Source organism: Cellulophaga sp. 3_MG-2023, from assembly GCF_030546975.1.
Classification (GTDB): domain Bacteria; phylum Bacteroidota; class Bacteroidia; order Flavobacteriales; family Flavobacteriaceae; genus Cellulophaga.
On record NZ_JAUOPS010000005.1, the window covers coordinates 132,625 to 151,289 of the forward strand.

Annotated in this window: 16 protein-coding genes; 8 read left to right on the forward strand and 8 right to left on the reverse strand. The window is 31.4% G+C overall.

The window, feature by feature from the left end; genetic code table 11:
* The first annotated feature begins 2 nt into the window (after positions 1–2).
* Positions 3–1,025, forward strand: coding sequence for a hypothetical protein (locus Q4487_RS13390; protein WP_303543437.1), 1,023 nt, complete (start codon positions 3–5; stop codon positions 1,023–1,025).
* Positions 1,026–1,087: 62 nt separating this feature from the next.
* Here Q4487_RS13390 and Q4487_RS13395 read toward each other — a convergent pair whose 3' ends face one another.
* Genes Q4487_RS13395 through bshC form a run of 5 tightly spaced genes read right to left on the reverse strand, consistent with a single transcriptional unit; the run spans position 1,088 to position 8,598 of the window.
* The gene (locus tag Q4487_RS13395; protein WP_100895429.1) at positions 1,088–1,624 is read right to left on the reverse strand and encodes a DUF922 domain-containing protein; all 537 of its coding nucleotides are present in this window, start codon (positions 1,622–1,624) and stop codon (positions 1,088–1,090) included.
* A gap of 4 nt (positions 1,625–1,628) precedes the next feature.
* Positions 1,629–4,031, reverse strand: coding sequence for a LysM peptidoglycan-binding domain-containing protein (locus tag Q4487_RS13400; protein ID WP_303543434.1), 2,403 nt, complete (start codon positions 4,029–4,031; stop codon positions 1,629–1,631).
* 2 nt (positions 4,032–4,033) lie between these two features.
* Entirely contained in the window at positions 4,034–5,569 is a 1,536-nt protein-coding gene (gene guaA, locus Q4487_RS13405; protein ID WP_303543432.1) for a glutamine-hydrolyzing GMP synthase, read from the reverse strand.
* Between the two features lie 51 nt (positions 5,570–5,620).
* Positions 5,621–6,991, reverse strand: coding sequence for an aminotransferase class V-fold PLP-dependent enzyme (locus Q4487_RS13410; RefSeq protein WP_100895426.1), 1,371 nt, complete (start codon positions 6,989–6,991; stop codon positions 5,621–5,623).
* Positions 6,992–6,996: 5 nt separating this feature from the next.
* Positions 6,997–8,598 (reverse strand): bacillithiol biosynthesis cysteine-adding enzyme BshC, encoded by a 1,602-nt coding sequence (gene bshC / locus Q4487_RS13415; protein ID WP_303543430.1) that lies wholly within the window; start codon positions 8,596–8,598, stop codon positions 6,997–6,999.
* A gap of 226 nt (positions 8,599–8,824) precedes the next feature.
* Between bshC and Q4487_RS13420 the strand changes: the two genes are divergently transcribed.
* Both Q4487_RS13420 and Q4487_RS13425 read left to right on the forward strand, forming a co-directional pair.
* A complete protein-coding gene (locus Q4487_RS13420) occupies positions 8,825–10,132 on the forward strand; it encodes a carboxypeptidase-like regulatory domain-containing protein (protein ID WP_303571896.1) in 1,308 nt (435 codons plus the stop codon).
* Between the two features lie 36 nt (positions 10,133–10,168).
* The gene (locus Q4487_RS13425) at positions 10,169–11,218 is read left to right on the forward strand and encodes an LD-carboxypeptidase (protein WP_303543426.1); all 1,050 of its coding nucleotides are present in this window, start codon (positions 10,169–10,171) and stop codon (positions 11,216–11,218) included.
* 28 nt (positions 11,219–11,246) lie between these two features.
* Here Q4487_RS13425 and rocD read toward each other — a convergent pair whose 3' ends face one another.
* Positions 11,247–12,527, reverse strand: a complete 1,281-nt coding sequence (gene rocD, locus Q4487_RS13430) for an ornithine--oxo-acid transaminase (RefSeq protein WP_100895422.1) — start codon at positions 12,525–12,527, stop codon at positions 11,247–11,249.
* A gap of 256 nt (positions 12,528–12,783) precedes the next feature.
* Here rocD and rlmD point away from each other — a divergent pair, with 256 nt between their 5' ends.
* The 3 genes from rlmD to Q4487_RS13445 are packed head-to-tail and all read left to right on the forward strand — an operon-like array spanning position 12,784 to position 15,517.
* Complete coding sequence (gene rlmD, locus Q4487_RS13435; protein WP_100895421.1) at positions 12,784–14,196, forward strand: 23S rRNA (uracil(1939)-C(5))-methyltransferase RlmD; 1,413 nt, start codon at positions 12,784–12,786, stop codon at positions 14,194–14,196.
* Positions 14,197–14,235: 39 nt separating this feature from the next.
* Positions 14,236–14,742: a DUF6452 family protein gene (locus Q4487_RS13440; RefSeq protein ID WP_303543423.1), complete on the forward strand. Its 507-nt coding sequence runs from the start codon at positions 14,236–14,238 to the stop codon at positions 14,740–14,742.
* Complete coding sequence (locus Q4487_RS13445) at positions 14,723–15,517, forward strand: DUF6048 family protein (RefSeq protein WP_303543422.1); 795 nt, start codon at positions 14,723–14,725, stop codon at positions 15,515–15,517. Before Q4487_RS13440 ends, Q4487_RS13445 begins: the two co-directional genes overlap by 20 nt.
* A 97-nt stretch (positions 15,518–15,614) precedes the next feature.
* Here the strand turns inward: Q4487_RS13445 and Q4487_RS13450 are convergent, their stop codons facing one another.
* Positions 15,615–16,778 carry a class I SAM-dependent RNA methyltransferase gene (locus Q4487_RS13450; RefSeq protein WP_303543420.1) on the reverse strand — a complete coding sequence of 388 codons (1,164 nt, stop codon included), beginning with the start codon at positions 16,776–16,778 and terminating at the stop codon, positions 15,615–15,617.
* A gap of 74 nt (positions 16,779–16,852) precedes the next feature.
* On the opposite strand from Q4487_RS13450, the gene Q4487_RS13455 reads away from it, so the two are divergent.
* Together Q4487_RS13455 and Q4487_RS13460 are read left to right on the forward strand one after the other, a co-directional pair.
* Positions 16,853–17,530, forward strand: a complete 678-nt coding sequence (locus Q4487_RS13455; protein ID WP_303543418.1) for a ZIP family metal transporter — start codon at positions 16,853–16,855, stop codon at positions 17,528–17,530.
* 3 nt (positions 17,531–17,533) lie between these two features.
* Positions 17,534–17,962, forward strand: a complete 429-nt coding sequence (locus Q4487_RS13460) for a DUF4268 domain-containing protein (protein WP_100895416.1) — start codon at positions 17,534–17,536, stop codon at positions 17,960–17,962.
* Positions 17,963–17,969: 7 nt separating this feature from the next.
* On the opposite strand, the gene Q4487_RS13465 is transcribed toward Q4487_RS13460, so the two are convergent.
* Positions 17,970–18,578, reverse strand: a complete 609-nt coding sequence (locus tag Q4487_RS13465) for a hemolysin III family protein (protein ID WP_303543415.1) — start codon at positions 18,576–18,578, stop codon at positions 17,970–17,972.
* Between the last annotated feature and the right edge of the window lie 87 nt (positions 18,579–18,665).

Sequence of the window (18,665 nt, forward strand, 5' to 3'; positions counted from 1 at the left end):
CTATGAAAAAAGTAATTGCTTTATACATATTTCTACTGATGCTTTCTGCCTGCAATAATAATGATAGTGAGCAATTATACGACATAGTTAAAAATACCGAAGATTCTGCAACCTTAGACACTGACAATGATGGTGTAACTGATGAAGATGAAAAAAAAGATGGAACTGACCCTGAGAAACCAGATACAGATAACGATGGTGTTGATGATGGAATTGAAAAAACAGACAAAACAAATCCTTTAGTATCAGATACTGATGAGGATGGTGTTAACGATGGCGATGAAAAAAAGGACAATACTAACCCATTAAATCCTGACTCTGATAATGATGGTTTAAATGATGGTGACGAAAAAGAAAATAAAACAAATCCTTTAATAGTAGATACAGACGGTGATGGTGTAATTGATGGCACAGAATTAACCAATAGTACAGACCCTTTAAGTAATTGTTCATTTTTACTAGATAGCCAAACAGTTGATACTAGTGATATTTGGAACAACTTAGACTGTGATGCAGATGGTTTTAGTAACATTGATGAATTAAACGCAGGAACAAACCCATTAATTAAAGATGAAGTTGATGTAAAATCTTCTCTACTTGGTACTTGGGTATTAGTTAGCGCAACAATAGATAACGGTACTGCAAGTACAGTAGTTAACAATCAAACCTATCCGTTAGAGTATACAGCAAAATCTACTAATGAAAACTCTAATGTTACTTTTACAGAAGAACCTAATAAAATTGTAAGTACTGGTGAATATACTACATTGATTAATTTTTCTTTTTTAGGAACTGATTATACAGAAACCATAACATCTGAGAGCCCACTGAGTTCTGGAGATTGGTCATTTGATGATGATACATTACAACTTGATGCTAATGACACTGTAAACGGAACTTACAAAGTAATTAGCTTAACTAATAAAAACTTAGTTTTACAAACTGAGGTTAATAGAATTGTAACTACTGGTGGTGTAGATTTAGATACTAAAGGAACATTAGTTATTACATTAATTAAAGAATAGATTAAATAACTATAACTCATATAAAAAAAGCGACACTTTGTGTCGCTTTTTTACTTTATTAACTACTTCAACTGAAGCTCTTTCTTCACTTTTTCTTGCCAAAAGAGTTGTTTTTCTAGGTCTCTGGAATAATTTGTTTCTTTATCGTACAAATCTTGATAGGCCTCTAACTCTTTGTTTACAGAAGTATAAATAGCCCTTGCTTGCTTGTATGTATTAGATGAAGGCACTACTTTACTTAACTTTTCTCTCATTTTACGTGCATAAAGCTCTGCAATATCAAAATGTATTTGCTCATGACTTAATGTAATATCCGTACATATTTTAGGTCTATACCAAGATTTTCTGGGATAAAAAATGGCAATAACTTCATAAGTGAATTTATTGCCATTTTTTTTATCAAAGTATGTCGTGTATTTGTAGTTTACCCCACTAGCCGTCATTGCTGCTGCTCTGTTACCTACTGGTGCTTTACCCTTAAAATTAGACCAAGATAACTTTACTCCTGGTTTCCATATAATAGTTTCTTGATTTTGAGCTGAAACATTAAAAAATGTAAACACAATTATTAAAAAAACTATTTTTTTAAAGAAAAGCATACCTTTATTTTTTAGGTTCTACTTCTTCAATCTTCATATCATTATATTGCATAACATATACAGCTGTATTTGTAAAGCCTGCATTTTTCTTATTTACGTAATTAAACTTGTTTGAAACATACTCTGTTTCTCCAACAATTTTAGAAACTTCAAATAAGTCGTTTTTATAAGCTAGCTTTAGCAAAACATCATACATAATATCAAAACCTCTTGCAGCGTATTTGTTTGGATTAGTCCCAAATTTAGATCTATAATTTTTATTAAACTCATCATCTTTAATTTCCTTATTAACTGATGGATAAGTAAAGTTTAAATTAGACAAAAGCATATTATCTACTTTATTTCTATCAAAAGCTTTGTTTAGGTTTGTTGTAAACATTCTAATTTTATTCTGTTTTGTATTTAAAGAGTTTACAACAGAAGTAGCATGCTTAGATAAAGCCAAATTACTAGTCTCTACAAAAACAAAGTTATCTGCATTTCTAACCAATAAATACTTTAATTTATTAATATTTATAGTTAAATCTTTAATCAAACTAACTTTTTTAGCTTTTGGAAATCTTGCCGTTATTGCATCAGATTCTGCTTTGTGCTTAGAATCTGCAATAATTATAATGTTTTGATTTGTGTAAATGCTAGAGACATAATCTAGTACTTTTGTTCTTAATGCTTCATCTGATGGTAAAGAATAAAAAGTGTTACCAAAACCTATTTCCTGTTCTGTTAAATTTGGAGATATAACAGGAATATGTAATCCTGAAGTTTTTTTAGCAACTTCTTGTATAGACTTAGGATCTAGAGGTCCAATGACTGCATTGTAATCTGATACATTTTCATTTTCTAGAATCTCTTTTACTTTATCTACACTACTGGTAGACTGAGTATCAAATGCACTAACATCTATAGAAACACCTTTCTTCTTCATTGTTTCTAAAGCCAGTTGCATACCAGAGTATAGACTTAAACTAATATTAGTATCTGTTCTTTTTTCTATATTTTTTTTAGCTGAAGAAGAATTGTTTACATCAATTAAATCTAACCTAAATGGCAATAAAACCATTACTTTTGGTCTAATAGCAACATTTACACTATCTGCCAAATTAATTTTTGGTAGTATTAACGAGTTCTTTACCGTAAAGTTACTACTTCTAGTTTTTGGCAACTTTAAAACCATACCAGACTTAATACCATCTTTTAATGATGGATTAAATGTTGTTAACTCACTGTAAGAAACTCCTAACTCTCTTTCTAAAGCCATTTCTCCTTGACCTTGACGCACTACGTAAAAAATAAAATTCTCTGAGTTTACCGCCTGACTATCTACTGAAACCTGACCATTAAGTGTTGGAATTTTTATCTTCATTCCTTCCTGAAGACCCTTTTCCTTAACCAATGGGTTTACTTCTTTTATTTTTTCTTCAGTAACGCCATACGCTTTTTCTAACCTATAAAAAGTCATTTTTGGAGGTACTGTATACGTTACAAAAGCAGGTACTTCTTGCGCTCCTGTTTTAGCAATGCTATCTCTAACTAAAATATTTTTTTCTGGTATTTTTAATTCTTGTCCTACTGCTAAATAGCTAGATGATTTTGGCAATTCTGGATTTAACAACAACAAACTATCTACGGTAATACCGTACTTGTTTGCTATGCTCCAACGTGTTTCTTTTGCTTTTACAACGTAAGATTTTAAAACAACCTCTTTAACTTCTACCTTTTTAAAGTGAGGAATCTTTAACACCATTCCTTTTTTTACATCTCCAGCATACAAACTAGTATTGTACTTTTTAACTTGTTCTTGAGTAAGTTTAAATTGCTTAGAGATACCATAAAGTGTTTCTCTTTTTTTAACCTTATAATCTGTAAACTTATACGGAGTATCTTCATAAACCTCAGAAACAGTATTAGTTGTTGTAGATACAGAAGTATCTACAACCTCTTTTTTATAAACAGGAATTTTTAAAACAGTTCCTTTTTTTAACTGCTCTGCATACAATTGTTTATTGTATCGTTTTATATCATCTTCTGTAACATTGTACTGTTTTGCAAGGCTATACAAGGTTTCTCGTTTTTTAGCTTTATGTTCTATAAAACGAATTGGTTCTTCTTGCACTGTCTTTTTTACCTCTACAACTGGTTTATCTCCAGATAAAGAAGCTGTTACAGCTGCCATTTTTTTATCTAACGGAACAATTAATATAGTATTAGGAGTCAGTTTTTGTCCTTTTTTAATCTCTTTATTATAAACTAAAATATCATCAATAGATACATTATACGTTTTAGATATACTCTCTAAAGATTCTCCTCTTTTTACAGGGTGTGTCTTATACTTTTGTGCATAAGAGTTGGCTGTAACCAAAAGAATAAACAAAAAAGAAAGAACTGTTTTAAAAAATTTACTATTCATAATTATTCCCATTCTATAGTTGCAGGTGGCTTAGAGCTAATATCATAAACTACTCTATTTACACCTTTTACTTTATTTATTATATTATTAGACACTTTTTGTAAAAACTCATATGGCAAATTAACCCAATCTGCGGTCATACCATCTGTACTTTCTACAGCACGCAAAGCTACACATTTTTCATATGTACGCTCATCTCCCATAACTCCTACACTATTTACGGGTAAAAGTATGGCTCCGGCCTGCCAAACCTTGTCATATAAGCCACTTTTTTTAAGTTCTCCAATAAAAACAGCATCTACCTCTTGTAATATAGCTACTTTTTCTGGAGTAATATCACCTAAAATACGAATTGCAAGTCCAGGTCCTGGAAAAGGATGACGCCCTAAAAGGTCTTTTTCCATTCCCATAGATGCTCCTACTCTCCTTACTTCATCTTTAAACAAAGCTTTTAATGGCTCTACTATTTTAAGTTTCATAAAATCTGGCAAGCCTCCTACATTATGGTGACTTTTAATTGTTGCGCTAGGACCACCAGTTGCAGAAACACTTTCTATAACATCTGGATAAATTGTTCCTTGTGCCAACCAACTAACACCTTGTATTTGGTGTGCCTCATCATCAAAAACCTCTATAAATACACGACCAATAGCTTTACGCTTTTGTTCTGGGTCACTTAACCCAGCTAAAGCATCCAAAAAGCGTGCCGAAGCATCTACTCCTTTAACATTTAAGCCCATACCTTTGTACTGCTCTAATACATCTGTAAATTCGTTTTTACGTAATAAACCATTGTTTACAAATATACAGTACAGGTTTTCTCCAATAGCTTTGTGCAATAACATTGCTGCTACAGAAGAGTCTACACCTCCAGACAAACCTAAAACAACCTTATCGTTTCCAATTTTTTGTTGTAGTGCTTCTACTGTTTCTTCAACAAAAGCATTTGGTGTCCAATCTGGATTTACACTTGCTATATCTACTAAAAAGTTTTCTAATAATTGTTTTCCGTCTGTAGAATGGTAAACTTCTGGGTGAAATTGTATTGCATACGTATTTTCACCTTCTATTTTATAAGCTGCATTTTGTACATCATGTGTACTTGCTAGCAAAGTTCCGTTTATTGGTAATGACTTTATAGTATCACTATGACTCATCCAAACTTGACTACCTACTTCTATATTTTTAAGAAAAGTTTCTTCTTCTTTTACAAAACTTAGGTTTGCTCTACCGTACTCTCTTGTATTAGAAGGGGCTACTTCGCCACCAGAAAAGTGTGCCAAATACTGTGCGCCATAGCATACAGCTAGCATTGGTTTTTCTCCTCTAATACCTTTTAAGTCTGGATGAAAAGCATCATCTGAACGTACAGACATTGGACTACCAGATAAGATAACCGCCTTGTACTCTTTTAAGTTTGTTGGAATTTTGTTGAATGGGTGAATCTCGGAATAGATGTTAAGCTCTCTAACTCTACGCGCAATAAGTTGTGTGTACTGCGATCCGAAGTCTAATATTAATACCTTGTCATGTTGCATGCGCAAAAGTAATATTTAATTATAAAAAAGTTAAACGAAACTATTGAAAATTTAAACCATAGTTTCTAATATCATTTCTATGTCTTTTTCTGTAGTATCAGGGTTTATAAAACAGAATCTAGAAACAGTCTCAAAAGTATCTCCTAATTTGTATTTTGTTGGTGTTACCAAAGCAAATCCTTTTTTATGATTCTCATAAGTCCAATGCGTATAATCTTCTGGTTTCCATCCTTTTCTTCTGTACAAGACACAAGATAAACTTGGTTCTCTAACCAATTCTAAATCTGGGTGTTCTTCTATCATTTTACCTGCTATTTGGGCAAGTTCTAATCCGCGTTCTACAGCTTCTTTATACCTATCTGTACCGTGCATTGCTAATGAAAACCATAAAGGAAGCCCTCTTACTCTACGTGTTAACTGTATTTGATAATCTGTTGGATTAAATCCGTGAGCACCTTCATCTTTAAAAATATCTAGGTAGGATCCTTGTTGTGAATGCGCATTTTTAGCTAACTGCATATTTTTATAAAGCACAGCTCCACAATCATACGGAGAAAACATCCATTTGTGCGGATCTATAGTTATACTATCTGCTTGCTCTATACCATTAAACAAGTGCCTAACAGAATCTGCAACCAAGGCTCCACCACCATAAGCAGCATCTACGTGAAACCATAAATTTTCTTGCTTACAAACTGTTGCTATACCACTTAAATCATCTATAATACCAGCATTTGTTGTACCACCTGTTGCTACTACTGCAAAAAGCCTGTTACGCTCTTCTGTAGATAAATTTGCAATTGTTTCTTCTAATTCTGATTGATGCAAACTTTCTTCTGAATCTACTAAAAGTATATCTACATCTATAACTTTGGCCATTGCCTTTACAGATGAGTGCGCGCCAATTGATGCTATTATTAAACCTTTTTTACCTCTGTTTTCTTCTTTTTCTCTAAAATGTTCTCTTGCTGTAACTAATGCAGATAAATTTGCTGCCGTACCACCACTTGTAAAAACACCAAAAGCACCTTCTGGCAGACCAGTTAAAGAAACAATCCATTTCATTGCTTCATTTTCACAAAAAATACCACCTGCGCCTTCCATCCAATAAGCTCCGTGTATACTAGATGCAGAAGTAACCAAATCAAACATTATAGATGCTCTTGTTGGTGATGCAGGTACAAATGCTAAATGTCTAGGATGGTCTATTTGCACATTTGCATTTGCCAAATGTTTTTTCCATAAATTAAATGCATTTTCGCCACCAATTCCTGTACTAGTAATGGTTTCGCCAACCATTTTTTTTAACTCATCAGCATTAACTGGTTTTCCTATTTCCCTTTCGGTTGCAGATATTCTGTCAATGGCATATTTCATTACATCCATTGTCATTTCTACCAAACCTAAATCTATCTTATGCATTTATTTTATAATTCTAATATTAAAAAGTTACCATCTAATGGCTTTAATTGTGCTACTAGTTGTGTTATTAAATTAGGTCCAAACTCCAAATAAGGCTCAGAGAAATTATGACTTCTTTCTTGTAAGGATTTATTTGGAAATAATTGGTTTTGAATATCTGTTAAGCGAATAACGTGGTCTTTTAACTTTCGCTTTTGTGCTTGCATTAATCTGTCTTCTAATGCTTGTAATCCTTTTTTTTGTTTTATTTCTTGAGCTTTTACTGCCCCTAAAAAAGTTTTATCTGTTTGCTCTGCTAATGTATACAAATTTTTAAATTGCTCTTCTAAATGCTTTTTTTGAGGAGCAAAATCTATATCTACATTAGATATTTCTCTTATTTTTTTATTGACTAAACTATTTTGCTTTAAAAATAAGTCTTCAATACTTACATTTAATTTTTCTAGTTTTTCTGATTGCTTCTTTGTTATTAATAAAGCAGAATTACGAAGCAATAACATAGGAAAAGTAACATTCTGACTCTCAAAATATGTTTTCAACTCTAACCAATAAGCTAATTCTCCGCCGCCACCTATGTAACAAAGGTTTGGCAATATAATTTCTTGATACAATGGCCTACCAACAACATTAGGAGAAAAACGCTCAGGAAACTCATTTAGCTCTTTTAAAATAGCCTCTTCTGTAAATGTTGTTTCTGTATTGTTAATAAGATACAAATCATCTTTTTTAATAATTCTTTCTCTTACACCATCAACCAAATAAAAATAATTAATTTCTCTTGGATTTACTTGTATTTTGTAACTCTCAGAAACTGCACTAAGCTTTGTAATTGTTTCTTCAACTTTAGAAAATCCTGTATGGTTTAATAGATCTTCTTTAACATACGGAATTTGTAATTTCTTCAACTCCTTATCATCTCCATCTACAATAACCAAACCGTAGCTACTAAAAAGCTCATTAGCTAAATATCTTGTAGCCTCTGTTAAGTTAGAGTGCTCTAAATAAGCTTTGGTGAATAAAGATTTTAATTCTTCTGCTGTTTTACCTCCTCCAATATCACTAGAAAAAGCATTAAAAACTTGGTCTAAACCATCTGTTTTTAACCTCCCTACTCCGCCAGATGCATTTTTATTCCACTGTAACTTTTTCCCTTTAAAATTAAAATAGTTAATCTCATCAAAATCATGATCCTCGGTAGCCATCCAATAAATAGGAACAAAATTTTTCTCTGGATACGTCCTTTTTAACTCTTCGGTTAAATTAATGGTAGATATAATTTTATATAAAAAATATAAAGGCCCAGTAAATAAATTTAGCTGATGACCAGTTACTACCGTAAACGTATTTTGCTCTTGTAATAGAGATATATTTGTTTTAGTTTTTTCTGATGCATTAATGTTTGCATACTGGTTTACTAAAGCATTGGCTAGTACTAGCCTGTTATCTACTGGAAAGTTTTTGGCCTTTTCTTCAATCTGAAGTTTAAAATTTTCTAGATTAGGAAATCTATTATAAAAAGGTTGTAACTCTTTCTTCTCTTCTAAATAATCGCACATTAAACTAGAGAAGTAACCTGTTTTGTGGTACGGAATATTGCTAACTTTCATAAATACGATTATATAAAGGCAAAGATAAAACTCTTTACCAATCTATTCTAAATAAAAACTGTGTTTAAAAAAACGATAAAACTAAGCATTCATTTGTAAGTTTCTTGTTGTTTTTAGACTTAGATTATTATAAATCATTGCTAAAAAAACCTTAATATATGTTAAAAAAACGTATCTTTAAAAGGCTGTGATTCTCAGTAATTAACAAACTAAAAACCATTTTTCTATGATACTCTTACAAACTAAACCCGTAAAATTGTCGGTCTTACACCATTTTCTTTTCAGTTTTATGCTGTTTTTTTTAGGGGTGATGAATGTTAGTGCCCAAGATTTTAATTTGTTTAAAGGAGAAATATTAGATAGTGACTCTAAAAAACCACTTGTTTTTGCAACTTTATCTGTTGCAAACTCTAACATAAGTAGTATTAGTAACGCAGAAGGTAAGTTTTCATTAAAAATACCAAAAGAGAATTCTACAAAGCAATTGGTTATCTCATTTTTAGGCTATAAAACTAAAACCATAGCTATTAAAGATTTAAAAACATCTGGAAACAATAAAATATATTTAGACATTACAGTGACTGCTTTAACTGAAATAAATATATCTGCACCAAAAGATCCTAGAACTTTAGTTTTGGAAACACTTAAAAAAAGAGGTGAAAATTATTTTGAAGATCCTACTTTAATGACTGCCTTTTATAGAGAAAGCATAAAAAAAAGAAGAAAAAACATATCACTGTCTGAAGCTGTAGTTAATATTTACAAAGCTCCTTATTCTAATTCTCGTAAAGATGCGGTTGAGCTTTATAAAACAAGAAAGAGCACCAATTACTCTAAAATGGATACACTTGCTTTAAAATTACAAGGCGGACCTTTTAATGCATTGTATGTAGATGTAATGAAGTATCCGCAATATATATTTGGTCTAGATGCATTAAAATATTACGAGTTTGCTTTTGACCACTCTACGCGCATTAATAACCGACTAGTATATGTTATTAGTTTTAAACAAAATGATAAAACTAGTGACCCACTTTATAAAGGAAAACTTTACATAGATGCAGAAAAAAAGATACTTACCAGTGCTATTTACTCTTTAAACATTACAGATAAACAAAAAGCTGCTAAATTATTTGTACGTAAAAAACCAAACAAAGCTAAAGTTTGGCCAACAGATGTTGCTTACCGTGTAGACTACAGAGAAAAAAACAACAAATGGTACTACGGCTACAGTAGCGCTATTTTAGAATTTAAAATTGATTGGGATAGTCGTTTATTTAACTCTGTTTATAGTATGAGCTGTGAAATGGCAGTTACAGATTGGAAAAAAAATACAAACAATGTTTTACCTAAAGGAAAAGATAAAGTTAAAATGTCTATAATTTTAGGTGATGAAGCTGTAGGTTTTTCAGATCCTAACTTTTGGGGAGAATACAATATTATAGAACCAGAAAAATCTATTGAGTCTGCCATAAAAAAAATTAATAGACAGTTAAAAAGATCAAAAGGCAATGGTTCTGATGTAAAACCATAAAAGAGTATATTAGTAGTAGAAATACAATTTATTACTATGCTTAAACGAAGAAAATTTATTACATCTACCCTTAGTACGGCTGCAGCTAGTATGTTGCCAATTACTATAATTAACAGTGATTTTAACACTACTAAAAATCACATATTAAAAGGTAAAAATTTAAAAAGAGGAGACACTATTGGTTTGGTTGCTCCTGGTTATGCTATTTCTTCAGACGGACTAGAACACGCCAAAACTACACTACGCAAAATGGGTTTTATACCCTACCACACAGACCGTATTATTGGCAATTATGGTTATTTTAGTAATACTGATACAGAAAGAGCTGCAGACTTAAACGAAATGTTTGCCAACCCAAATGTAGATGGTATTTTATGTGCACGTGGTGGTTATGGCTGTACACGTATTATGCAAATGATAAATTATGACATCATTAAAAACAACCCTAAAGTTTTTATTGGTTTTAGTGATATCACAACCTTACTAAACGGATTTTATAAAGAAACTGGCTTGGTTGGTTTTCACGGCCCTGTTGGCACTACGTTAGATAACGAGTACGGAATTTCTATGCTAGAGCAACTAGTAATTAATCCTAAAAAGAATGTTGTTATTCATAATTCTGACTTAACGGAAGAACAAAAACAAGATACAGAGTATAATAGATATGTTATTACACCCGGTAATGCTAAGGGTATTTTGGTTGGCGGAAGCTTAACATTAATTAACGCTTTAATTGGCACACCGCATGAAATAGATTTTACAAATAAAATTGTATGTATTGAAGATGTAGAAGAGTCTCCTTACCGTATAGACCGTATGTTGACACAACTAATAGAAGGTAAAACTTTTAAAAATGCTGCTGGCTTAGTATTAGGTGTTTTTGCGGGCTGTGAAACAACAAATAAAACAAAAACATTTAAGCTAAAAGAAGTTATTATAGATAGGTTACAACCTTTAAATATACCTACGGTATACGGAATGTCTTTTGGGCATATACCTGCAAATTTTACATTTCCTATTGGTGTAAATGCAAAATTAAGCACGGCCTCTATGACGTTAACCATCACAGAAAAAGCCGTGCTTTAATTTTATTATTTTTTTTTAGAAGTAACTATTACTTTTTAAACTCACTTAAAGTTTTTGTAATAATAGCAACACACTCTAACAACTGTTCTTTAGTCATTACCAATGGTGGCGCAAATCTAATAATGTTACCGTGTGTTGGTTTAGCTAGTAAACCGTTTTCTTTTAATGCCATACAAATATCCCAAGCAGTAGAACTATCTTCTGTATCGTTAATTATAATAGCATTTAATAAACCTTTACCTCTTACTAACGTAACTAAATCGCTAGTTTCTATAAACTTACCTAATTCTTCTCTAAACAACTCACCAAGAACCTGAGCGTTTTCTGCTAATTTTTCATCTCTAACAACCTCTAAAGCAGCAATACCAATTGCAGCTGCTACAGGGTTACCCCCAAATGTACTACCGTGGTTACCAGGAGTAATAACATTCATAATATCATCATTAGCTAAAACACCAGAAACTGGGTATGACCCTCCTGACAATGCTTTACCTAAAATTAAAATATCTGCTTTAACCTCTGGAGTTCCAGAACAATTTTTATCTGCACAAGTACAATTACCACAAGTAGCTAATAAACGGCCTGTACGTGCAATACCAGTTTGTACTTCGTCTGCAATAAACAATACATTGTGTTTTTTACACAATTCTTTAGCTGCTGATAAATAGCCTTCACTAGGAACGTAAACGCCAGCTTCTCCTTGTATAGGCTCTACTAAAAATCCTGCAACATTTTTATTACCCTCTAATGCTGTTTGTAATGCTGCTAAATTATCGTACTCAATTTTTATAAAACCATCTGTGTATGGTCCAAAGTTTTTACGAGCAACAGGATCATTAGAAAATGATATTATTGTAGTAGTACGTCCATGAAAGTTATTTTCACAAACTATAATTTCCGCTTCATTTTCAGGTATCCCTTTAACTTCATAAGCCCATTTTCTACATATTTTAAGTGCCGTTTCTACTGCTTCTGCACCAGTATTCATTGGCAATAACTTATCATAGTTGAATGTTTCTGTGGCAAATTTTTCAAATTTACCTAACATATCATTATAAAATGCTCTAGATGTAAGTGTTAATGTTTGTGCTTGGTTTACCATTGCACCAACTATTTTTGGGTGACAATGACCTTGATTTACTGCAGAATAAGCAGATAAAAAATCGTAGTATCTTTTACCTTCTACATCCCATACATACACACCTTCTCCTTTGTTTAATACAACAGGTAATGGGTGGTAGTTGTGTGCTCCGTGCTTTTCTTCTAATGCAATTGCGTCTGCAGATGCCGATCCTTGAATAATTGACATAATCTAATTCTTTTAAATATAAAACTTAAACGATTCCTGCTTTAAGGAGAGAAATCAACCTTATTTTTTAATGTGCTGCAAATTACAAATTGCTAACGGGGCATAAAAAAATTAAGACATTAATAATTAATTAGTCTTTAATTTATAATTCGTCAAAATAATATTGAAACTAATAAATTAAATTTAGCTGTAATTTTATTCATAATTAATAATAAGCAAGTATTTAGATAACAAATAATTCTACTATTTTTGCGCTATGCGAAGAAAAACAAAAAGAGTAGTTTTTGAGAATGTAGAAGTAGTAGATGCTGGTGCAAAAGGAAAAACTATAGGAAAAGCTCCTGACGGACGTGTTATTTTTTTAAACAACGCCGTTCCTGGTGATGTTGTAGATGTACAAACCACAAAAAAAAGAAAGGCATATTTTGAAGGTACTGCCATAAATTACCATACTTTATCTGATAAAAGAACAGAACCACAATGCGAACATTTTGGCGTTTGTGGTGGTTGCAAGTGGCAACATATGGGTTATGAGCACCAATTGTTTTACAAACAAAAAGAGGTAGAAAACAATTTAACAAGAATTGGACACTTACAATTGCCTACCATTACTCCTATTTTAGGATCTGAGAAACAATATTTTTATCGCAATAAAATGGAGTTTTCTTTTTCTGATAGTAGGTGGTTAACTTTAGACGAAGTAAAATCAGACAAAGAAATTGAAGACCGTAATGCCCTAGGATTTCATATTCCTGGTATGTGGGATAAAATTTTAGACATTAAAAAGTGTCATTTACAAGCAGACCCATCTAACGCAATTAGGTTAGAAACTAAAGAGTTTGCTACAAAAACTAATATGACATTTTTTAACCCTAGACACCATACAGGTGAGTTACGTACGTTAATGATACGTACTTCTTCTACAGGAGAAATTATGGTACTTATTCAGTTTTTTGATGATCATAAAGAAAACAGAGAAGCACTTTTAAACCACTTGGCTACTACGTTTCCAGAAATTACTGCCTTATTGTATGTAATTAACCAAAAACATAACGATACTATTTACGATCAAGACATTGTCTGTTTTGCTGGTAGAGATCATATTTTTGAAGAAATGGAAGGTCTTCAATTTAAAATAAATCCAAAGTCTTTTTATCAAACTAACTCAGAACAAGCATATGAGTTGTATAAAATTACTAGAGATTTTGCAGAACTTAGCGGTGATGAACTAGTATATGACTTATATACAGGTACAGGAACTATTGCTCAGTTTGTATCTAAAAAAGCAAAAAAAGTAGTTGGTATAGAGGCTGTACCAGAAGCTATAGAAGATGCTAAAGCCAATGCTAAGCATAATAAAATAGATAATACTGTTTTTTATGCTGGTGATATGAAAAAGATTTTTAATCCTGAGTTTATTTCTCAAAACGGTACACCAGACGTAATTATTACAGATCCACCAAGAGAAGGTATGCACAAAGATGTAGTTGAACAAATTTTAGCTATTGCCCCTAATAAAGTGGTTTACGTAAGTTGCAACAGTGCTACGCAAGCAAGAGATTTAGAATTAATGAATGATATGTATGAGATTACTAGATTACAGGCCGTAGATATGTTTCCGCAAACGCATCACGTAGAAAATGTTGTACTTTTAAAAAAGAGGGCATAATAATTGTTCCAAATTAAAAAGAAATCAAACTATATATTGATGAAAAAAATAGGAATATTAGCCGCAATTATTTTGTTTACAGGCTTTACATCTTGTGAAAAAGATGATATTTGTGTAGACGGTGACACTGCTTTATTAATTATAAATTTTTATGATTTTGAAGCAGAGGAAGAAACTGAAAAAGCAGTAGCTAAACTTAGAGTTGTTGGTGAAGGTAAAGATACCACTGTAGACACAGTTGTAGACAGGACCGATTTAAAAACCATTAGTATTCCTTTGCGTATAAATGAAACCTCTACAACCTATAATTTAATCTCTAACTCTGCTGATAATGAAGATGGAGACGAAACAGGTAACACAGATACTGTAACGTTTAATTACACTACTAAAGAAGTCTATATTTCTAGAGCCTGTGGATATGTTATTCATTACAATGATTTAACAAGCACACTTACTGCAGATGCAGATAATTGGATTAAAAATGTAGAAGTAGTAGAAACCAAAGTAGAAAACATAGCCGTAACACATGTTAAAATTTATCACTAGTATTTTCCTTTTTAGTATTGTTTTTAACGGCTTTGCCCAGAGTAAAACAATTGATTTAAACAAAAAAGATACGCTTGTTTATAAGCAACCTTACGGTATACGTTTAGGGGTTGACTTAAATAGGCTTGCTCAAAATTTCTACAGAGAAGATTACAAGGGTTTAGAAATTACAGGAGATTATAGACTGTCTCAAAACCTATATGTTGCAGCAGAACTTGGTAACGAAGAAAACACCAGAGATGAGGATAATTTTAATTTTACCACCACAGGTAGCTATTTAAAACTAGGTGTAGATATAAATGTATACGATAATTGGTATGGAATGAATAACTCTATTTACATTGGAGGTAGATACGCATACAGTACATTTAAACAAAAAGTAAACAGTTATCAAATTTATGATAGTAATAGGTATTGGCAAGATGATTTTTTGCCTGGTACAGAAAACTTATCTGAGTTTGATGGTTTAAATGCATCTTGGTTAGAGTTTGTTTTAGGCACTAAAGTAGAGATATTTAAAAATTTATATTTAGGCGCTAGTGTACGTTTAGGGTATTTATTAAGTAATAAAACAGCTGATGGTTTTGCTAATATATGGATACCAGGATTTAATAAAACTACAGAAGGGAGTAATTTTGGAACTGGATATAATTACAGTATTAGCTACTTAATACCATTATATAAAAGAGCTAAAAAGAAAAAGGAACCTGTGCAAACCGAAGAAGAATCTAAACCTACAGAAGATAGCAAACCTAGAAAATCTCTAAAAAAATAGTAAACAATATAAAAAGTTATTTTTAACATAAAAAAGGTCAAAAACATATGTTTTTGACCTTTTTTAGTATTTATATCTTTATAAAAGTTAATTAATACTAATCTACACTTTTATTAAATTTAGCCTTTTTACTGCCCTCATACATAACATATTTTACAAGCCTAGATTCTAAGTGACTATTAAACACTTTTATTTTTCTAGACGGACGTAAACCTACGTGTTTTAATGCTTCTAAGTTAGATGTTATAAACCAAGCATCTGTTCCTGGATATTTTTGTTTTAGCGTATCTCCTATGCTCGCATAAAACTCTTCCATCTCTATATTTAGTCTTTCACCATAAGGCGGATTAAACACAATATGCAAATGACCGTTGATCTCTTTTTCTGTATCAAAAAAGTTTTTACGCTCAACAGTTATATAATCATCTAAATTTGCATTTTCTACGTTGTCTTGAGCTTTTCGTACAGCAGAAGGTGCTTTATCAAAACCTTTTATTTTAAAATGAAAATCTCTTGTTTTGTTTAAACTACTATCTACAATCTTCTCAAACAAATCTTCATCAAAATCCGACCATTTTTCAAAAGCAAATTCTTTTCTATTAATATTTGCCGGTATGTTACAGGCAATCATTGCAGCTTCAGTTAAAAAAGTACCACTACCACACATAGGGTCTATAAAGTCACACTGACCATCCCAACCGCTTAACAACAAACAACCGGCTGCTAAAACCTCATTTATTGGCGCTATATTGGTTGCCGTTCTGTAACCACGTTGGTGCAAAGATCTTCCTGATGAATCTAATGCCACATTACAAGTATCATTCTGAATATGTATATTAAAACGTACATCTGGGAACTTAACATCTACATTTGGTCTTTCGCCTTCTGTATCTCTAAATTTATCTACAATAGCATCTTTTACTTTTTGAGACACATATAAAGAGTGAGTAAACATATCAGACTTTATAGTTGTATCTATAGCAAAAGTGGTATCAGTTGTTAAAAACTCTCCCCAATCTATAGCGTACATTTTTCTATATAAATCTTGCTCATTATAAACCTTAAAAGAAGTTACTGGTTTTATAATTTTAATAGCTGTACGCAAGCATAAGTTTGCTTTGTACATAAAACCCTTATCTCCTTCAAAAAAGACACAACGCACGCCTTCTTTTACATTTAAAGCGCCTAAGTTGCGCAATTCTTTTGCTAAAATCTCTTCAAAACCAAATAAGGTTTTGGCTATCATTTTATAATTATCCATAGGTATATTAAAGAATACGCAAAAATACATTAATTTTGCCCCTTATTGCATTTTGTCTGCAAAATTGTATTTATATGATTTATATTTTACCTATTCTTGGGGTATTACTTAGTTTTATTTTTGTTTACGTTACCAAACCAAAAAATAAAGAAATTTTTAAATTACTACTAGCTTTTAGTGGCGCTTTTTTATTGGCTATAACTGTTTTTGAACTTTTTCCTGAGGTATACAAGCACGGACACCCAAAACAAGTTGGTGTTTTTATTATGTTAGGTATACTGCTACAAATATTTTTAGAGTTTTTTTCTAAAGGAGCAGAACACGGTCACGTACACCTAAATATTGATAACGTTAATTTGCCTTGGATGCTTTTTATAAGTTTATCTATACATTCCTTATTAGAAGGTATGCCATTAGGACACCACCACAATCATAATTTTGTGTATGGCATACTTGTACATAAAATTCCTATTGCTATAATTTTAAGTATTTTTTTACTTAATTCTAAAATTAAATTAGCACAAGCAATATTGTTTATTACCCTATTTGCTTTTATGACTCCTTTAGGTAGTTTATTAAGTAATAATTTAACTATACTAAAAACATACCAGATACAAATAACAGCTTTAGTTATTGGGGTATTACTACATATTTCTACTGTTATTTTATTTGAAAGTTCCGAAGGTCACAAATTTAATTTAAGAAAGTTATTAGTTATTATTTTTGGTATAGCCATTGCTTATTTTATTTAAGATATGTTTAGTAGAGAAGAATCTAAAAAATTGCGTGAAGAATTCTGGATTTCTTTTGGAAAATCGTTTCCAAGAAAATGGACTTTATATAACACTGATATTAAAAATTTATCTTTTAAGTTCTATTTTGATAAGAAAAACGCAATGGTTACTTTAGATTTAGAACATAACGATTTAGAGAAACAAATAGATACTTGGGAAAAACTAGCCTCTTTAAAGTCTATTTTAACTTCAGATTTTTTACCCGGTGCCATTTTTAAAGATTCTTATATCTTAGATAATAAAAAAGAGATTTCTAGAATTTATGTAATTAAAGAAAATGTTAGCATACACAACAAAAACACATGGCAAGAAACTATGGTTTTTTTAAATGAAAATATGCAAAAGTTTGAAGCTTTTTTTGAAGATTATAGTGATATTATTAAATCTTAAAATAACTTTATAAAAGTGTTAGAATAAAGAAAAAATGAGAAATACTACCTGCTAACACAAACAAGTGCCAAATAAAGTGATTGTAAGGTATTTTATGTATAGCATAAAAAACAATACCAAAAGTATAAAACGCTCCTCCTAACATTAATAAATTTAATGCAAACGGACTTACGCTTGCTACTAAGCTACTGTAGTCTAAAACAATTAACCACCCCATTGCTAAGTAAAGCAATAGAGAAATAGCCTCAAACCTACCAGTAAAAAAAAGCTTTAAAATAATACCTAAAAGCGCAATACCCCATACAACCCAAAAAATAAGCCAACCATTACCACTTTCTAATGTTATTAACGCCACAGGTGTATATGTGCCAGCTATTAGCACATAAATACTACTATGGTCTAATATTCTATATTTTTCTTTTAAAGCTTTGGTTGTTGCTGCATGATACAACGTAGATGCTGTGTAAAGCACTATTATAGAAGCTCCATAAACTACTAAACTAAATAATGCAAATGTTGTTTTATTAGTATTAAAATAGAGCAACACAAATAAACCTACTACACCTAAAACAGCTCCTATAGCGTGGGAGGCAGTGTTTAATCTTTCTTCATTCATAACAGCAATAAATTACAGTACAAAATTACCCAATACTTTTGACTCTATTAACTAAAAAAGGCGCTAATAGCGCCTTTTAAATTTAAA